Here is a 16,605-nt window from a genome sequence, read left to right on the forward strand (position 1 = left end):
AGCGAGCACCTTGGAGCACGAAGCGGATGTGCCAGGCCCTAGGCCGACCGCTCGGCAGCCGCCACCAGCTCCCGGCAGCGCTTGACGTCCTCGGCCATCTGCTCCAGCAGCGCGTCCAGCGTGTCGAACCTGGCCTGCCCCCGCACGAACGCCAGGAAGTCGACGGCGACATGGAGGCCGTACAGGTCGAGGCCCACCCGGTCGATGGCGTACGCCTCCACCGTACGCTCGGTGCCGTCGAACTGCGGGTTCGTGCCGACGGAGATCGCGGCCGGCATCGCCTCGCCCTGGGCGTGCAGCCAGCCGGCGTAGACACCGTCGGCGGGAATGGCGGTGTGCGGCAGCGTCTCGACGTTCGCCGTCGGGAAGCCCAGTTCGCGGCCGCGCTGGGCGCCCCGGACGACCACGCCCTCCACCCGGTGCGGACGGCCCAGGATCTCGGCGGCGCCCTCGACGTCGCCCTCGGCGACCAGACGCCGGGTCAGCGTCGAGGAGAACGGCTCACCGCCGCCCGCCTCGCCGGTCACGTACAGGTCGACGACCTCGACCTCGAAGTCGTAGGTCTTGCCCTGCGTGGCCAGGAACTCCACGTTGCCGGCGGCCTTGTGGCCGAAGCGGAAGTTGGGGCCCTCGACCACCGTCTTCGCGTGCAGCTTGTCGACGAGGACCTTGACGACGAAGTCGGCCGGGGACAGCTTCGAGAACTCGGTCGTGAAGGGCAGGATCAGCACCGCGTCCACGCCCAGGTCCGCCATGAGTTCGGCGCGGCGGTGGTGCGGGGCGAGCAGCGGCGGGTGGCTGCCGGGGCGGACGACCTCGCTGGGATGCGGGTCGAAGGTGACGACGACGGCGGGCACGCCCAGCTCCCGGGCCCGGTTCACGGCATGCCGGATGATCAGCTGGTGTCCGCGGTGGACTCCGTCGTAGGAGCCGATGGTGACGACGCTGCGCCCCCAGTCCTGGGGGATGTCCTCCAAGCCACGCCAGCGCTGCACTGTGCCTGCTCCTTGTCGAAAGCTCGTCGAACCCGTGTCCGTGGTTGTTCCTGGTTGCCTCGTACGCAGGTCTAAGGGTGCCATGCCGGGTGTCTCCGGCCCGCATCGGCATGGGGGCTGTGACGGGGCGCACGACGCTTCGTCCCCTCCTGCGTGCGCGCGATGCCCCTCAGACGAGGACGCTCACGCCCGCCAGGCTCTCGATCGTCCGGTGGGAGCTCGGCCCGACCAGCGCCGCCCACTCCCCGGGCGCGTCGGCCAGCCAGCGGGCCACGCGGGCGGCGAAGCCGGGCACGTGCCTGCCGAGATCGACCAGGGCGCGGTCGAAGCGGGCGGCGCCCTCCGGGGTGCGCACGAGGAGCAGTCCGACGCGGCGGACGAGGTCGCGCAGGTCGTCGCCGCTGTTCCGGGCGGCGGCCTGCAGCAGCGCGTCCAGGACGTCGCTGTCGTGCTCGCGGGCCAGGAGCGCGTCGCGCAGCTCGCGGCGCAGCGGGCAGGAGGCGGGAATGCCGGGCGGAGTGAGGACCGCGGCGAGGGCACACCGCAGCCGCACCGGGCCGTCCTCCAGCAGGCCGGTGACCAGCGGCAGGAGCACGTCCCGGGCGGCAGGGCCCCGGTCGAGCCGCTGGTCCACGTACGCGGCCACGTGCCCGGCGAGTTCCGGCCGCCGCTCCGCCGCCTGCCCCACCAGCCCGGCGACTCGACGGGCCAGGCCGGGCGGGGTGGCGTCGGCGAGCGCCCGCAGCGCCTCCTCCGCGTCCGGCCGCTCAAGGCGCACCGCGAAGGCGCCGAGGACCGGCTCGGGATGGGCCAGGAGGGCGGCGGCCGGCGCGGTCGGCGGGAGATGCGGGTCGCCCGCCGCGAAGTGCTCCAGCGCCCGCGGGAGATAGCGGGCCCGGGTGTGCGGATCCTGGACGAGGAGGGCGAGTGCGCCGCCGTGCAGGGCCGCGTCGGCGGGGCGGGCGAGCAGGGTGAGGGCCGCGTAGCGCAGGAGGGCGCGGTCGCCTCCCGTGCTCACGTGCGGCGCGACGCGCAGGCCGTGCGCCACCGCGGCACTCCGTCGCGCCGGCCGCTCGTCGCGCGCCCACCGGTCGACGGCCCGGCACACCGCCGACGGTTCCTCCTCGGCCAGCACGGCGAGCAGCTCGTCGGCCCTCCGGTGCGCGCGGTCGGCGAGCACGTCCGCCAAGTCGTCCAGGGCACTGTGCCGGTGGGTGTGCAGCAGTGCCTGCGCGGCCGTGGCCACGGTCGCGTGGGGGGTGGCGGGCAGCGGCTGCTCGTCGTCGAACCAGCGGGCCAGCAGCGGCTGTACGGCGGTGGCATCGGCGGCCAGCAGCTGCGCGACCGTGTCCAGGAACCGGGGGTCGGCCTCGCACGGCGGGCCGTCGGCGCGCACCAGCCGCCTCAGCAGGGCGAAGCGCTCGTGCTCCGGCAGCCGTACGCCGGCCCAGAAGGCGGGCCCGACCTCCTCCGGCACGGGACTCTCCTGCCGCCGCCAGGCCACGATCCGGTCGGCGAGCAGCCGCAGCACCTCCGTGTACGGCGCCGCCTCGGGCACGGCCGACAGGGTTCCGGCGAGTAGCCGGGCGGCCCACCAGGACCGTGGATCGGCGTCCAGGGCGTGCACCAGGTCCGCCAGCCGGGAGGCCAGCCGGCCGGTGCCGTGCTGGCGGGCGAGGAACAGCAGGGCCTGGACGACGGGCCCGATGCGGTGGTGCGGGACGGGGTCGGACTGGGCGTCCTGCCGGGGGTGGACGAGGGCCTGCAGGGCTTCGTCGAGGTCGAGGTGCAGGCCCTGGAGCCAGTCGGCGAGCTCCTCGTGGGCGAAGCGGTAGCCGTCTCCGGCGGGCACGAGCAGGCCCTCGGCCAGGACGGCCGACGCCCATCCGGTCCCGCCGCCGAGCCGCGCCGGTGCGGGCCCCCACGGGAACACCGTCTCGAACGCCTCCCGGTCCAGATCCCCCAGCCCGGGTCCGAGGCTGCGCCGGGCGGCCTCGTGCACCTGCCCGGCGACCTTGGCGGCCAGCCGGCGCACGGCGGTGCCGTACAGGCCGTTCCCGGCGGCCAGCCGCACGGCGATGCGCAGGGACATCAGGTCCAGGTGGGCCGCGAAGACGTCGTCGCGGTCGACGGTGGAACCGGGGCCGTCGGGGGCGCCGGCGATGTCCGGGCCGTCGAAGACACCCAGGGCGTCCCGGATCTCGGCGAGCAGTCGCAGGGTGAGGGGGTGCCGGGCGTCGGTGTCGACGAGGGCGCCCTCCGGGATGCCGTGGCGCAGCCGGGCCTCCCGGGCCTCGTCCTCGGTGAGATCGCCGAGGCGCACACACGCGGGCCGCCCTTCGGCACCGGCCGGCCGGTGCAGGACCTCCGCCGGGAACCCCGCCTTCTCCCAGTACTCCGCCCGGCACGCCACGACCAGGCGCACGCCCGTCTCCCGCAGCCACCGCACCGTCCGGTCCGTCCAGTCGGCCAGGCGGCGGGCCGGCGCCGGGGGCATCTCCTCCGGGCCGTCCAGGAGCAGGAACAGGGGCCTGCCGAGGGCACCGGTGAGGTGGGCGATGCGCTCGGGCGTGGTGTCGCCCAGGTCGGCCGACGGGAAACGGGACCGGGACGCGGCCATGGCAGGGGCCGCCCGGGTCAGCGCCCGGCGTGCCGCGTCGGCCACCGAGGCGTCGTCGTCCCGCAGTTCGCAGCCGCGCAGCCACAGCGTGGGATGCCCGCTGCGGGCGCGGCGCGCGGCGAACGCCGCGAGTTCCGTCGTCCGACCGCTGCCGGGCGCCCCGACGAGGCCGAGCACGGCCGCCGGGCCTGCCTCGAACTCGCTGAACTCGGCCACCACGGCCGCCCGTTCGACCGGCTCCGGGAGACCCGTGCCGCCGGGCGGGCCGTCCAGTCCCACCGCGGCGCCGGTCAGCTCCAGCACCCCGGCCAGGTTGAGATCGGCGCCGTACGCGGGGACCGTCGCCGCGTTCTCGGCGAGCAGCCCGGCGAGCGGGCCCGCCGCGCCGGGGGCCCGGGGATGCAGGGGTACGGCGAACCCGACGTCGCTGTGGTCGGAACTGAGCGCGGTGCCGAGGACACCGACGACCGCGCCGGTCGCGGCGTCGAGCACCGGGCCGCCGGCCGCTCCGCCGCCCCGTCGCAGAGCGTCCCGCCCTGCCGTGCCGACCGCCAGCTCCAGTGCGCCGTCGAGGCGGTGGAGGCGGTCCGTGGCCGTGTACGTCACGGCCGTCGAGCCCAGCACCCTGGCCTCGCGCCAGCCGTCGGCGGCGATCCGCACATAGGCGCCCGTCCCGGCCCCGCCCCGCACGGTGACCGGCAGCGGCGGCACGCCGAGCCCCTCGGTCCGTACGAGGGCCAGGTCGAGCGCGGGGAGCGGGGTCACCGCGTCGGCGGACACGACCCGGCGGCGGTCACCGGCCCCGTGCAGGACGAGCCTGGGAAGGCCGTCGACCGCCTCGTGGCTGGTGACGAGCGTGCCGTGGTGGTCGGCCAGGAAGCCGGTGCCCCGGGGGCGGCCGGCGAGGTCGTGGATCCGGACGAGGGCCGGGCCGTACGCCCCGCCGTCGGCTCCCTCGCTCGTCTGCTCTGCTGTTCGGGGGCGGTCCTGGGGTCCTGGTGCGCTGTCGTGTGTCTCCCCGGACCGGTTCCGCGACGTCATCGTCGAACCTCCCCGCCGTACACCCGTGCCCTTGTGTTCGACGGTAGGGGCGAGAAGATCAGCGGGACAGATCGCTCGGCGAAAGCGCCCCCTTCCGCTCCCCCGGTTCACTCCGAGCGCCTGCCCGGACGGGTGAACTGAGCGGGGCGGCTGGATACACCCTAGGGGTGGGGGAACCGAGGGGGGACCGTGGAGCGGCGGCAGTGGAGGTACCCCGTGGTCGCCGCTCCACGGGCGGACGGCTGTCAGCCGAAGACGGCCAGGGACTTGGCCTTGCCCCGCTGCTCCTCGACGAGGGCGAGGAAGCGGCCCTCCGGGTCGAAGACGGCGACGGGGCCCGAGCCCGCGTACTCCTCGGGCATGTCGAGCCGTACGCCGTTGGTGAGCAGCCGGGCGCGCCGGGCGTCGACGTCCCAGCGCCGGAACGCGGCCGCGGCGGCCTCGGCGACCGGCATCACGGTCAGCTCCTGCTGGAGCTGGTCCAGGGTGCGGGCCGCGTCCAGCTTGTAGGGGCCGACGCGGGTGCGGCGCAGGGCGGTGAGATGCCCGCCCACACCGAGGTCGGCGCCCAGGTCGCGGGCCAGGGCCCGGATGTACGTGCCGGAGGAGCAGACGACCGAGACCACCAGGTCGAGTACGGCAGTGCCGTCCTCGGCGACGGCCTCCCGGACGTCGTACACGCCGAAGGAGGAGACCGTGACGGGCCGGGCCGGGATGTCGAACTCCTCGCCGTCCCTGGCCCGCTTGTAGGACCGCACGCCGTTGATCTTGATGGCGCTGACCTTGGACGGCACCTGCATGATGTCGCCGGTCAGCTTGGCGACGCCGGCGTCGATGGCGTCGCGGGTGACCTCGGAGGCGTCCGTGGAGGAGGTGATCTCCCCCTCGGCGTCGTCGGTGAGGGTGTTCTGCCCGAGCCGGATCGTGCCCAGGTACTCCTTCTCGGTCAGAGCGAGGTGGCCGAGGAGCTTGGTGGCCTTCTCGATGCCGAGGACGAGGACGCCCGTCGCCATCGGGTCGAGGGTGCCGGCGTGCCCGACGCGTCGCGTTCTGGCGATGCCGCGCATCTTGGCGACGACGTCGTGCGAAGTGAAGCCCGACGGCTTGTCGACGATGACGAGGCCGTCGGGCGTGGTGTGCTTCTGGGTCATTCGGCGGTGTCGTCCGTCTCGTCGTCCTCGTCCGGCTTGCGGTACGGGTCGGCGTCACCGGCGTACTTCGCACCGGCGGACGCCTCGCGCACCTTCTCGTCGGACTGGCGCGCCTTGTCGAGGAGGTCCTCGATGTTCCGGGCGGTGTCCGGGAGGGCGTCCATGACGAAGGTCAGGGTCGGCGTGAACTTCACGCCGGCGGCCCGGCCGACCTCGGAGCGCAGGATGCCCTTGGCGCTCTCCAGGCCGGCCGCGGCCGCGTTCCGCTCCTCGTCGTCCCCGTACACGGTGTAGAAGACGGTCGCCTCCCGCAGATCACCCGTGACCCGCGTGTCCGTGATGGTGACGTGCGAGCCGAGCCGCGGGTCCTTGATCCCGCGTTGCAGCTTCTGGGCCACCACTTCCCGGATGAGGTCCGCCAGCCTCTTGGCCCGCGCGTTGTCGGCCACTGGTCCGTCTCCCGTTCTTTCCTGTCTGGGTCGTTCTCGGTTCGTCAGTCGTCTTCGCCGTGGAAGCGCCGCCTGACGGACAGCAGCTCCACCTCGGGGCGGGCGGCGACCAGCCGTTCGCACCGGTCGAGTATGTCGCTCACGTGCGCCGCGTCACCGGACACCAGCGCGAGGCCGATGACGGCCCTGCGGTGGAGGTCCATGTGATCCACCTCGGCCGCGCTCACCGCGTACTTGCGCTGGAGCTCGGCGACGATGGGGCGGACGACGGAGCGCTTCTCCTTCAGCGACCGTACGTCGCCGAGGAGCAGGTCGAAGGACAGCGTCCCCACATACATGTGCAACCGGATGACCCGCCGGTACGGGATCGATGGCCCTGCGGTCGGGGCAGGGACATCAAGAACGGTACCGCGTACCTGCCGGTGGCTCGACGGGGTTTTCCTCGGCCCACCCGCCCGACACGGTCGGCCAGGAGGTACTGCCCCTGGGGCTCCGCCCCAGACCCCGGCGGGGACTACGCCCCGGCACTCCTCCAACGGCCAGCCGGCCGACGGGGCGAGGCCCCGTCGGCCGGTCTGGGAACCGTGGGTTACACCCGCGGCTTCTCGCGCATCTCGTACGTCGCGATGACGTCGTCGATCTTGATGTCGTTGAAGTTGCCGAGGTTGATACCGCCCTCGAACCCTTCGCGGATCTCGGTGACGTCGTCCTTGAAGCGACGCAGACCCTCGATGTTGAGGTTCTCCGCGATGACCTTGCCGTCGCGCAGGAGTCGCGCCTTGGTGTTGCGCTTGACCTCGCCGGAGCGGATGAGCACACCCGCGATGTTGCCCAGCTTGGACGAGCGGAAGACCTCGCGGATCTCCGCCGTACCGAGCTCGACCTCTTCGTACTCCGGCTTGAGCATGCCCTTGAGGGCCGCCTCGATCTCCTCGATCGCCTGGTAGATGACCGAGTAGTACCGGACGTCCACGCCCTCGCGCTCGGCCATCTGCTGCGCACGCCCGGCGGCGCGCACGTTGAAGCCGATCACGATGGCGTCCGAGCCCATCGCCAGGTCGATGTCGGACTCCGTGACCGCACCGACACCGCGGTGCAGGACGCGGATGTCGACCTCTTCGCCGACGTCCAGCTGGAGCAGGGAGGACTCGAGTGCCTCGACGGAACCGGAAGCGTCACCCTTGATGATCAGGTTCAGCTGCTGGACCTCGCCGGCCTTGAGCACCTTGTCCAGGTCCTCGAGCGAGACACGACGCGTGCGCTTGGCGAACGCGGCGTTGCGCTCACGGGCGGCGCGCTTCTCGGCGATCTGACGGGCCGTACGGTCCTCGTCGACCACCAGGAAGTTGTCGCCCGCACCCGGGACGTTGGTCAGGCCCAGGACCTGAACCGGCGTCGACGGACCGGCCTCGGCAACGCTGTTGCCGTTGTCGTCGTGCATCGCCCGGACTCGGCCGTACGCGTCGCCGACCACCATGGTGTCGCCGACCCGCAGCGTGCCGCGCTGGACGAGGACCGTCGACACGGCACCACGGCCGCGGTCGAGGCGGGACTCGATCGAGATGCCCTGCGCGTCCTGGTTCGGGTTGGCCCGCAGGTCGAGCGAGGCGTCGGCCGTGAGGACCACGGCCTCCAGCAGGGAGTCGATGTGCAGACCCTGCTTGGCGGAGATGTCGACGAACATCGTGTCGCCGCCGTACTCCTCGGCCACCAGGCCGTACTCGGTCAGCTGACCGCGCACCTTGGTCGGGTCCGCACCCTCGACGTCGATCTTGTTGACCGCGACGACGATCGGGACCTCGGCCGCCTTGGCGTGGTTGAGCGCCTCGACCGTCTGCGGCATGACGCCGTCGTTGGCCGCGACGACCAGGATCGCGATGTCCGTCGACCTCGCACCACGGGCACGCATGGCGGTGAACGCCTCGTGACCCGGGGTGTCGATGAAGGTGATCTTGCGCTCTTCGTCGTTGACCTCGGTCGCGACCTGGTAGGCACCGATGTGCTGGGTGATGCCGCCGGCCTCGCCCGCGATGACGTTCGTCTTGCGGATGGCGTCGAGGAGCCGGGTCTTACCGTGGTCGACGTGACCCATGACGGTGACGACCGGCGGGCGGACCATCAGGTCCTCCTCGTCGCCCTCGTCCTCGCCGAACTCGATGTCGAAGGACTCGAGCAGCTCGCGGTCCTCCTCCTCGGGGCTGACGATCTGAACCGTGTAGTTCATCTCGTCGGCGAGGAGCTGCAGCGTCTCGTCGGAGACGGACTGCGTGGCCGTGACCATCTCGCCGAGGTTCATCATGACCGCGACGAGCGACGCCGGGTTGGCGTTGATCTTCTCCGCGAAGTCGGTGAGCGAGGCACCGCGCGACAGGCGAACGGTCTCGCCGTTGCCGCGAGGCAGCATCACACCGCCGACCGACGGGGCCTGCATGGCCTCGTACTCCTGACGGCGCTGCCGCTTCGACTTGCGGCCACGACGCGCCGGACCGCCGGGACGGCCGAAGGCACCCTGCGTGCCACCACGGCCACCGGGACCGCCGGGACGACCACCGAAGCCGGGACGGCCACCGCCGCCGGGACCACCGGGACGACCGGCGAAACCGCCGCCACCGCCACCGGGACCACCGGGACGACCGGCGAAACCGCCACCGCCGCCACCGGGACGACCGGCGAAGCCGCCGCCACCCGGACGACCGCCGCCGCCACCGGGACGACCGCCGCCACCGGGACCGCGGCCGCCGGGGCCACCGCCACCGGGACGCGGACCGGCAGCAGGACGCTGCGGCATCATGCCGGGGTTCGGACGCGGACCGCCCGGGCCGCCGCCGGGACGCGGACCGCCGCCCTGCGGGCGGGGCATGCCGCCCGGGGTCGGACGCGCGCCGCCCGGAGCCTGCGGACGAGGACCGCCGCCGGCACCCTGCGGACGGGGACCGCCCTGGCCCTGGCCCTGCGGACGCGGGGCGCCGCCGGGCGCACCGGGGCCGCCCGGACGCGGGGCACCGCCCGGACGGGGCGCCTGCGGGCGCGCCATGCCGGTGGAGCCACCAGAGGTGAACGGGTTGTTGCCCGGACGGGGGCCCGCCGGACGGGCACCGGGACGCTGAGCGCCGCCACCCGGACGCGAGGCGCCGGGACGGTCGCCACGGTCACCACGACCCTGGCCACCCTGACCGGAACCACCCGGACGCGGAGCACCCGGACGCGGCGCCTGGCCGGCCGGACGCGGGGCGCCCGGACGCGGACCGGAACCCTGGGACGAGGACGGCGACGACGGCGACGACGGCGCGGCGGGAGCCGACGGGGGTGCCGTGAACTCGGGCGTGGTCGGAGCCGGAGACGCCGGGGCGGGCCGCGGCGCGGGCTTCGGGCCCGGGGTGGGACGGGGGCCGGGAGAGGCCGGCGCGGCGGGAGCCGCGGGCTTCTCGGCGGCGGCCGGCTTGGGGGCCGGCGGGCGCGGGGCGGCCGGACGGGCAGCCTGCGCCGGGGAGGGGGCTGCCGGCTTCGCCGGGGCAGCCTTGCGGGCGGGGGCGGACTTGCCGCCTCCGTTGCCCTGCTGGAGGGCGTCCGTCAGCTTGCGTACAACGGGCGCTTCGATCGTCGAAGACGCCGAACGGACGAATTCACCGAGCTCCTGGAGCTTGGCCATGACGACCTTGCTCTCGACACCGAACTCCTTGGCGAGTTCGTAGACCCGGACCTTAGCCACTTCGCTCCTTTGAGGTCCGGGTGAAGCCGGACCGTCGCTAGTTCATGGGCGTACTCATCGCGTACTCATCGAGTGCTCATCGCAATCTCGACCTGCTTTCGACTCGCGAGGTACCTAGCCGCACGGGGTTCCGTACGGCACGTCTTACCGTGTTGCCTGCTCGGCAACTGTCGTCTGCTCGACGTATCGGCGCAACGCCTTTGTGTCGAGCGCTCCCGGGGCGCGCAGTGCCCTCGTGAACGCCCGGCGGCGAACCGCCTGGTCAAGACAGACCGGTGTGGGATGCACATACGCACCCCGGCCGGGCAGCGTACCGCGTGGATCAGGGGCGCATGCACCCTCGATCACCACGATCCGCAACAGATCGGCCTTGGCCACTCGCTCCCGACACCCCACACAGGTGCGTTCAGGGCATGCGCGGGTGCGCGTCCGGCCAGACACCGTTAAGTCTACCTCCCCGTAGGCGCCTCACCCCTTTGGGGCAGGATTCGAACAGTTGCCGCGCCCGAACCTGTCGTGATCTGAACGACCCGCGGCTTGGATCTATTCCCCGGTCGGGTCCCCGGTCCGGTCCCCGGCCGGTTCCGTGTCCGGCCGGATGTCGATCCGCCAGCCGGTCAGCCGGGCCGCGAGGCGGGCGTTCTGCCCTTCCTTGCCGATGGCCAGGGACAGCTGGTAGTCGGGCACGGTCACGCGGGCCGACCGGGTCGCCATGTCCACGATCTCCACCTTGGAGACGCGGGCCGGGGACAGCGCGTTCGCCACCATCTCGGCCGGGTCCTCCGACCAGTCGACGATGTCGATCTTCTCGCCGTTCAGCTCGCCCATCACGTTGCGCACACGGCCGCCCATGGGGCCGATGCAGGCGCCCTTGGCGTTCAGGCCGGACCGGGTGGACCGTACGGCGATCTTCGTGCGGTGACCCGCCTCACGGGCGATCGCGGAGATCTCCACGGACCCGTCGGCGATCTCCGGCACCTCCAGGGCGAAGAGCTTCTTCACCAGGTTGGGGTGTGTACGCGACAGCGTCACGGACGGGCCGCGGACGCCCTTGGCGACCCGGACCACGTAGCTGCGCAGCCGCATGCCGTGCTGGTAGGTCTCCCCCGGTACCTGCTCCTGCACCGGCAGGATGGCCTCGAGCTTGCCGATGTCGACGAGCACGTTCTTCGGGTCGCGGCCCTGCTGGACCACGCCGGTGACGATGTCGCCCTCGCGGCCGGCGTACTCGCCGAGCGTCGCGTCGTCCTCGGCGTCGCGCAGGCGCTGCAGGATGACCTGCTTGGCCGTGGTGGCGGCGATACGGCCGAAGCCGGACGGGGTGTCGTCGAACTCGCGGGGCTCCTGCCCCTCCTCGAGGTCGTCGGGGTCCTCCTTCGCCCACACGGTCACATGGCCGGTCTCCCGGTTGAGCTCCACGCGCGCGTGGCGGCGGCTTCCCTCGGTGCGGTGGTAGGCGATGAGGAGGGCCGACTCGATCGCCTCGACCAGCAGGGGGAAGGAGATCTCCTTCTCCCGAACCAAGCCCCGCAGGGCGCTCATGTCGATGTCCACGGCTACGCCTCCTCTTCCTTCTTGTTGTCCTTGCGGCTGAACTCGACCTGGACACGCGCCCGGACGATGTCGTCGAAGGCGAGTCTGCGCGCGGTGGCCTTGCGGCCCTTGACTCCGGGCACCTCGGTGTCGACGCCCTCGTCGTCGACCTTCAGAATCCTGGCGACCAGTTCGCCGCCCTCGGCCAGCTGGAACTTCACCAGCCGCTCCGTGGCGCGGACGTAGTGCCGGTGTTCCGTGAGGAGGCGCTCCGCGCCCGGGGTGCCGACCTCGAGGGTGTACTCCCCCTCGCCCATCGCGTCCGTCTCGTCGAGCTTCGCCGAGAGCGCGCGGCTCACATCGGCGATCTGGTCCAGGTCGGCGCCCGTGTCCGAGTCGACGACGACACGCAGCACACGCTTGCGTCCGACGGAGTCCACTTCGATCTCTTCGAGGTCCAGGCCCTGAGAGGTGACGAGCGGCTCCAGCAGTCCTCGCAGCCTCTCGCTCTGGGTGGTGCTCATCCGGGTGACTCCTCGGCCGCGTGTGCTGTTGTGGGATGGGTCGCGTGTCTGGTCAAAGGGTATCCGGTCGCGGGGTGTGTTGCCGTCCACCCGGTGACGAACGGTGCCGCTGAGTGGTCCCGGGCGGGCGCCCGGGTACCGTGATCACGAGCGTTCAGCCCTGTGAGTCGCTTCTTTCTCGTACGAGCCCCCGAGGACGTCTGACGTGCCGTTCCCCTCTTCGCCGCGCGCCCGCTCGGGGCCGCGCAGAAGGACTCTGCTCGCCGTCGGCCCGACGGCCCTCGCCCTGGCCGGCTGCACCGCCGGCGGCGAGGACCCGGGTGCCCCGGAGGACGGCCCGTCGGCGGCCGACCGCCGGGCACGCGCGCGTGCGGCGCGGGACAGCGAGGGGCTGGTGGAGCGGTACGACGCCGTGATCGCCGTCCACCCGGGGCTCGCGGAGCGGCTGCGGCCGCTGCGGGCGGTGGCCCTACGGCATGCGCAGGCCTTCGGAGGGGGACCGGGCCGGAAGGCGTCTCCCTCTGCCTCTGTCTCTGACTCTGCCTCTCCTTCCCCTTCCGCCTCTCCCTCGGCCGCCGCCGTGCCGGGCGACGACAAGGAGGCACTGGCCGCGCTCGCCGCCGCGGAGCGGGAGCTCGCCGACCGGCGGGCCAAGGAGCTGCTCGACGTGCCGGGCGAGCTGGCGCGGCTGCTGGCCTCGGTGGCGGCGGCGGGGGCCGCGCACGTGTATCTGCTGACGGGAGGTAGCGCGTGAGCGAGGCGAAGGACCGGGAGATGCGGGCCCTCCAGGCGGCGCTGGCGGCCGAACACGCGGCGGTGTACGGGTACGGCGTCGTCGGCGGGCGGATCGGTGAGGGGCAGCGCGCCGAGGCACGGACGGCGTACGACGCGCACCGGGCGCGCCGGGACGCGCTGGTGCGCGAGGTGAAGGACCTGGGAGGCAGGCCCGTGGCGGCGGCCGCCGGGTACGCGCTGCCGTTCCCGGTGCCGGACGCGGCGGCGGCCGCGCGGCTCGCCGCCGAGCTGGAGGACCGGGTGGCCGGGGTGTACTCGGACCTGGTGCGCGCGGCGGGCGGCGGACGGCGGGCGCTGGCCGCCGAGGCGCTGCGGGAGGCGGCGGTGCGGGCGGTGCGCTGGCGCGGCGAGAGCGTAGCCTTCCCTGGGCTCGCCGAGCGGGCCGGCACGGCCCCGCCCTTGGCGGCGCCGACGGCGTGACCCGCGCAAGGGCACGCACCGCGGACAGCACGAAGGGAACGACTCGCGCATGGTTTTCGAACCGCCGAAGCGTCTGGTCAGGGCGTTCGGTGAGACGGCACCGGACGGTGACGACTGGCTGGAGAAGCTGCCCGAGGCGGCGCAGCAGGCCGTCACGCTACGCGAGTTGACCGTGGAGCGGGTGCAGGTGCCCGGCGGGCGCAGCAGCCTGGTCGTGCTGGTGCGGACGGCCGACGGAACGCCCGCCGTGCTGAAGCTGGCGCCGGGCCGGGCCCGCCCGGAGGCGGAGCGGGCCGCGCTCGCGCACTGGGGCGGACGGGGTGCCGTACAGCTGCTCGGACCTCCCCCAGGATCTCGGCTTCACTCGAGCAGGGAGGTACCCCCGGCGACCGAGGGAGTGCTGCTGCTGGAGCGGCTGCATCCGGACGTGTCGGTGCGGTCGCTGCCGGAGGCGAAGGCGCTGCTGGAGGCGGCGGGGACGCTGCGGCGGCTGTGGGTGGAGCCGCCTGCCGACTTTCCCTTCGAGACCGTGGCCGAGCGGACCGGGCGGCAGGCCGAGGCGATGCGGGCTCGGGCGCAGGCCGATCCCGAGGTGGCCCCGTTGGTCGGCCTGGCGCTCGCGGCACGCGAGGAGTTGCTGGCCGCGCCGCCCGAACACCGGCTGCTGCACGGCACGTTCCGGCAGAGCAAGGTGCTCTCCGGGGAGCGGACGCCGTGGCTGGCCGTGGGCCCCGACCCGGTGGTCGGCGAGTGCGCTTTCGATCTGGCCCGGCTGGTCCGCGACCGGGTGGAGGACCTGATCGCCCAGCCGTCCGGTGCGGCGACGACCCGCCGGCGGGTCAAGCGGCTCGCGGAGTCGCTCGATGTGGACCAGGAGCGGTTGCGGGGGTGGACGCTGTTCCGGGCCGTGGAGTCGGGTGTGCGGGCGGGGCGGGTCGGCCGGCCGCGGGATGCCGAGTTGTTGCTGGAGTTCGCGAGCTGGCTGTGAGCGCTCCGGAGGTCCGGAGCGCTCACAGGGCACGGGAACTCAGGCCGTGAGCCGGGCGACGGCCTCCTCGACCGTCAGCTCCTCGCGCTCACCGGTGCGGCGGTCCTTCAGCTCCACCACGCCGTCGGCCGCGCGCCGCCCGGCCACCAGGATCTGCGGTACGCCGATCAGCTCGGAGTCCGTGAACTTGACGCCCGGGGAGACGCCGGGGCGGTCGTCGACCAGGACGCGGACGCCGGCGGCGGCCAGCTTCCCGGAGATGTCGAGGGCGAGTTCGGTCTGGAGGGCCTTGCCGGCGGCGACCACGTGGACGTCGGCCGGGGCGACCTCCTTGGGCCAGCACAGGCCCTTGTCGTCGGCGCTCTGCTCGGCCAGGGCCGCGACCGCGCGGGAGACGCCGATGCCGTAGGAGCCCATGGTGACGCGGACCGGCTTGCCGTTCTGGCCGAGGACGTCGAGCTTGAGGGCGTCGGTGTACTTGCGGCCCAGCTGGAAGATGTGGCCGATCTCGATGGCCCGGTCGAGGACGAGGCCCGTGCCGCACTTCGGGCAGGGGTCGCCCTCCCGCACGACCACGACGTCGACGTAACTGTCGACCTCGAAGTCACGGCCCGCGACGACGTTCTTCGTGTGCGTGCCGGCCTTGTTGGCGCCGGTGATCCAGGCCGTGCCGGGGGCCACACGCGGGTCGGCGATGTACGTGACCTTGTCCAGGCCCTGCGGTCCGACGTAGCCGCGGACCAGGTCGGGGCGGGCCGCGAAGTCCGTCTCGGTGACCAGCTCGACGACGGCCGGGGCGAAGTGCGCCTCGACCTTGTCCATGTCGACCTCGCGGTCCCCGGGGACGCCGACGGCGACGATCTCGCCGTCGACCTTGACGAGGAGGTTCTTCAGCGTGGCGGAGGCCGGGACGCCGAGGGAGGCGGCGAGGGTCTCGATGGTCGGGGTGTCGGGGGTCGGGATGTCCTCGGCGGCCGGGACGTCCGAGGCGTCGACGGGCTTCAACTCGTACGTGATCGCCTCGGTGTTGGCAGCGAAGTCGCAGTTGGGGCAGTCGGCGAAGGTGTCCTCGCCGGCCTCGGCCGGGGCCAGGAACTCCTCGGACTTGGAGCCGCCCATGGCACCGGCCGTCGCGGCGCAGATGCGGTAGTCGAGGCCGAGGCGGGCGAAGATCTTCTGGTAGGCCTCGCGGTGCAGGGCGTAGGACTTCGCGAGGCCCTCGTCCTCGGTGTCGAAGGAGTAGGAGTCCTTCATCAGGAACTCGCGGCCGCGCAGGATGCCGGCGCGGGGCCGGGCCTCGTCGCGGTACTTGTTCTGGATCTGGTAGAGGATGACCGGCAGGTCCTTGTAGGAGGACGCCTGGTCCTTCACCAGGAGCGTGAAGATCTCCTCATGGGTGGGGCCGAGGAGGTAGTCGCCGCCCTTGCGGTCCTGCAGGCGGAACAGTTCGGGGCCGTACTCCTCCCAGCGTCCGGTGGCCTCGTAGGGCTCGCGCGGCAGGATGGCGGGGAGCAGGACCTCCTGGGCGCCGACGGCGTCCATCTCTTCGCGGACGATCCGCTCGACGTTGGCCAGCACCTTCTTGCCGAGGGGCAGCCAACTCCAGATGCCGGCGGCGGTGCGGCGGACATAGCCGGCGCGGACGAGGAGCTTGTGGCTGAGGACCTCGGCGTCCGCCGGGTCGTCGCGCAACGTCTTCGCCATCAACTGGGACATGCGCTGGACCGGTACGTTCGCCATGGTTCTGCTCCTGCTGCTGGGGGTCCCCCCGCTCGAGCGAAGCCGAGAGTGGGGGAGGGTGATGGCAGGAGGTTATCCGGGGGGTACCGGGCGGTGGAAATCGGTTAACGGCGCAGGAGCGGGAGCGGAGCGCCCATCACCGCGTACGGCTTCGGGGCGCTCGGGAAGAGGACCTGGCGGGCCAGGTCCCGATAGCCGAGCGAGCGGTAGAGCGCGCGGGCCGGGCTCTCGATGTCGATCGCGGAGAGGATCGAGCGGGGTTCGGCGGCGCCGTCGGTGATCGTGGTGATCAGGGAGCGTCCGATGCCGCGGTTCTGGTAGGCGGGGTGGACGTGCAGTTCGGTGATCACGAAGGCGTCGTCGAGCCAGTGGTCGTGGTGGTTCGCTCTGAGGTACGGCTCCACGACCGTGGACCACCAGTGGGTGCGGTCGTTGGGCATGCCGTAGACGAAGCCGACGAGGTTGCCGCCGGCTGTCGCGCCGAGGGCGCGGGCGCCCGGGTAGGTCATGTGGCGCAGGACGATCTGGCGGCGGACTGCGACCTCGTCGGGGCCGAGGCCGAAGGCTACGGCCTGGACTGCCAGGGCCTCGTCGACGTGGGCGGAGAGGTCGAGGGGGCCGATCACCAGGTCCATGGCGG

The 16,605-nt window shown here is 73.1% G+C and carries 14 protein-coding genes; 3 read left to right on the forward strand and 11 right to left on the reverse strand.

Annotated features, from left to right (window positions below; translation table 11 throughout):
* Positions 1-38 precede the first annotated feature (38 nt).
* The 9 genes from ACZ6TU_RS22160 to rimP form a co-directional block, all read right to left on the reverse strand.
* Complete coding sequence (locus tag ACZ6TU_RS22160) at positions 39-995, reverse strand: bifunctional riboflavin kinase/FAD synthetase (RefSeq protein ID WP_467677139.1); 957 nt, start codon at positions 993-995, stop codon at positions 39-41.
* Between the two features lie 169 nt (positions 996-1,164).
* Positions 1,165-4,656: a trypsin-like peptidase domain-containing protein gene (locus ACZ6TU_RS22165; RefSeq protein WP_469550476.1), complete on the reverse strand. Its 3,492-nt coding sequence runs from the start codon at positions 4,654-4,656 to the stop codon at positions 1,165-1,167.
* Positions 4,657-4,901: 245 nt separating this feature from the next.
* On the reverse strand, positions 4,902-5,807 hold the full coding sequence (gene truB / locus ACZ6TU_RS22170; RefSeq protein WP_469550478.1) for a tRNA pseudouridine(55) synthase TruB: 906 nt from the start codon (positions 5,805-5,807) through the stop codon (positions 4,902-4,904).
* The gene (rbfA, locus tag ACZ6TU_RS22175; protein WP_274820165.1) at positions 5,804-6,256 is read right to left on the reverse strand and encodes a 30S ribosome-binding factor RbfA; all 453 of its coding nucleotides are present in this window, start codon (positions 6,254-6,256) and stop codon (positions 5,804-5,806) included. Before rbfA ends, truB begins: the two co-directional genes overlap by 4 nt.
* A gap of 44 nt (positions 6,257-6,300) precedes the next feature.
* Positions 6,301-6,594, reverse strand: coding sequence for a DUF503 domain-containing protein (locus ACZ6TU_RS22180; RefSeq protein WP_193507094.1), 294 nt, complete (start codon positions 6,592-6,594; stop codon positions 6,301-6,303).
* A gap of 251 nt (positions 6,595-6,845) precedes the next feature.
* Entirely contained in the window at positions 6,846-9,965 is a 3,120-nt protein-coding gene (infB, locus tag ACZ6TU_RS22185; protein ID WP_467677133.1) for a translation initiation factor IF-2, read from the reverse strand.
* A gap of 144 nt (positions 9,966-10,109) precedes the next feature.
* The gene (locus ACZ6TU_RS22190) at positions 10,110-10,406 is read right to left on the reverse strand and encodes a YlxR family protein (protein WP_467677131.1); all 297 of its coding nucleotides are present in this window, start codon (positions 10,404-10,406) and stop codon (positions 10,110-10,112) included.
* Positions 10,407-10,508: 102 nt separating this feature from the next.
* Complete coding sequence (gene nusA, locus ACZ6TU_RS22195) at positions 10,509-11,519, reverse strand: transcription termination factor NusA (RefSeq protein ID WP_467677129.1); 1,011 nt, start codon at positions 11,517-11,519, stop codon at positions 10,509-10,511.
* A 2-nt stretch (positions 11,520-11,521) separates the two neighbouring features.
* Positions 11,522-12,022 (reverse strand): ribosome maturation factor RimP, encoded by a 501-nt coding sequence (rimP, locus tag ACZ6TU_RS22200; RefSeq protein ID WP_467677127.1) that lies wholly within the window; start codon positions 12,020-12,022, stop codon positions 11,522-11,524.
* A 205-nt stretch (positions 12,023-12,227) separates the two neighbouring features.
* Between rimP and ACZ6TU_RS22205 the strand changes: the two genes are divergently transcribed.
* From ACZ6TU_RS22205 to ACZ6TU_RS22215, 3 genes are read left to right on the forward strand one after another with little or no spacing between them, the layout of a single operon-like run.
* A complete protein-coding gene (locus tag ACZ6TU_RS22205) occupies positions 12,228-12,776 on the forward strand; it encodes a hypothetical protein (RefSeq protein ID WP_469550484.1) in 549 nt (182 codons plus the stop codon).
* Positions 12,773-13,237 carry a ferritin-like domain-containing protein gene (locus ACZ6TU_RS22210; protein WP_467677123.1) on the forward strand — a complete coding sequence of 155 codons (465 nt, stop codon included), beginning with the start codon at positions 12,773-12,775 and terminating at the stop codon, positions 13,235-13,237. The genes ACZ6TU_RS22205 and ACZ6TU_RS22210 overlap by 4 nt, the downstream gene beginning before the upstream one ends.
* Before the next feature lie 49 nt (positions 13,238-13,286).
* Entirely contained in the window at positions 13,287-14,225 is a 939-nt protein-coding gene (locus ACZ6TU_RS22215; RefSeq protein WP_467677121.1) for an aminoglycoside phosphotransferase family protein, read from the forward strand.
* A 39-nt stretch (positions 14,226-14,264) separates the two neighbouring features.
* Here ACZ6TU_RS22215 and ACZ6TU_RS22220 read toward each other — a convergent pair whose 3' ends face one another.
* Both ACZ6TU_RS22220 and ACZ6TU_RS22225 read right to left on the reverse strand, forming a co-directional pair.
* On the reverse strand, positions 14,265-15,965 hold the full coding sequence (locus tag ACZ6TU_RS22220; protein ID WP_467677119.1) for a proline--tRNA ligase: 1,701 nt from the start codon (positions 15,963-15,965) through the stop codon (positions 14,265-14,267).
* Between the two features lie 104 nt (positions 15,966-16,069).
* Positions 16,070-16,600, reverse strand: coding sequence for a GNAT family N-acetyltransferase (locus tag ACZ6TU_RS22225; protein ID WP_467677117.1), 531 nt, complete (start codon positions 16,598-16,600; stop codon positions 16,070-16,072).
* Positions 16,601-16,605 lie beyond the last annotated feature (5 nt).

Source organism: Streptomyces sp. NPDC052064, assembly GCF_055585925.1.

Coding starts and splice junctions, on each gene's coding strand:
- ACZ6TU_RS22165 (WP_469550476.1), bottom strand. CDS start 4,656: ATGACGTCGCGGAACCGGTCCGGGGAGACACACGACAGCGCACCAGGA.
- truB (WP_469550478.1), bottom strand. CDS start 5,807: ATGACCCAGAAGCACACCACGCCCGACGGCCTCGTCATCGTCGACAAG.
- ACZ6TU_RS22180 (WP_193507094.1), bottom strand. CDS start 6,594: ATGTATGTGGGGACGCTGTCCTTCGACCTGCTCCTCGGCGACGTACGG.
- rimP (WP_467677127.1), bottom strand. CDS start 12,022: ATGAGCACCACCCAGAGCGAGAGGCTGCGAGGACTGCTGGAGCCGCTC.
- ACZ6TU_RS22215 (WP_467677121.1), top strand. CDS start 13,287: ATGGTTTTCGAACCGCCGAAGCGTCTGGTCAGGGCGTTCGGTGAGACG.
- ACZ6TU_RS22220 (WP_467677119.1), bottom strand. CDS start 15,965: ATGGCGAACGTACCGGTCCAGCGCATGTCCCAGTTGATGGCGAAGACG.
- ACZ6TU_RS22225 (WP_467677117.1), bottom strand. CDS start 16,600: ATGGACCTGGTGATCGGCCCCCTCGACCTCTCCGCCCACGTCGACGAG.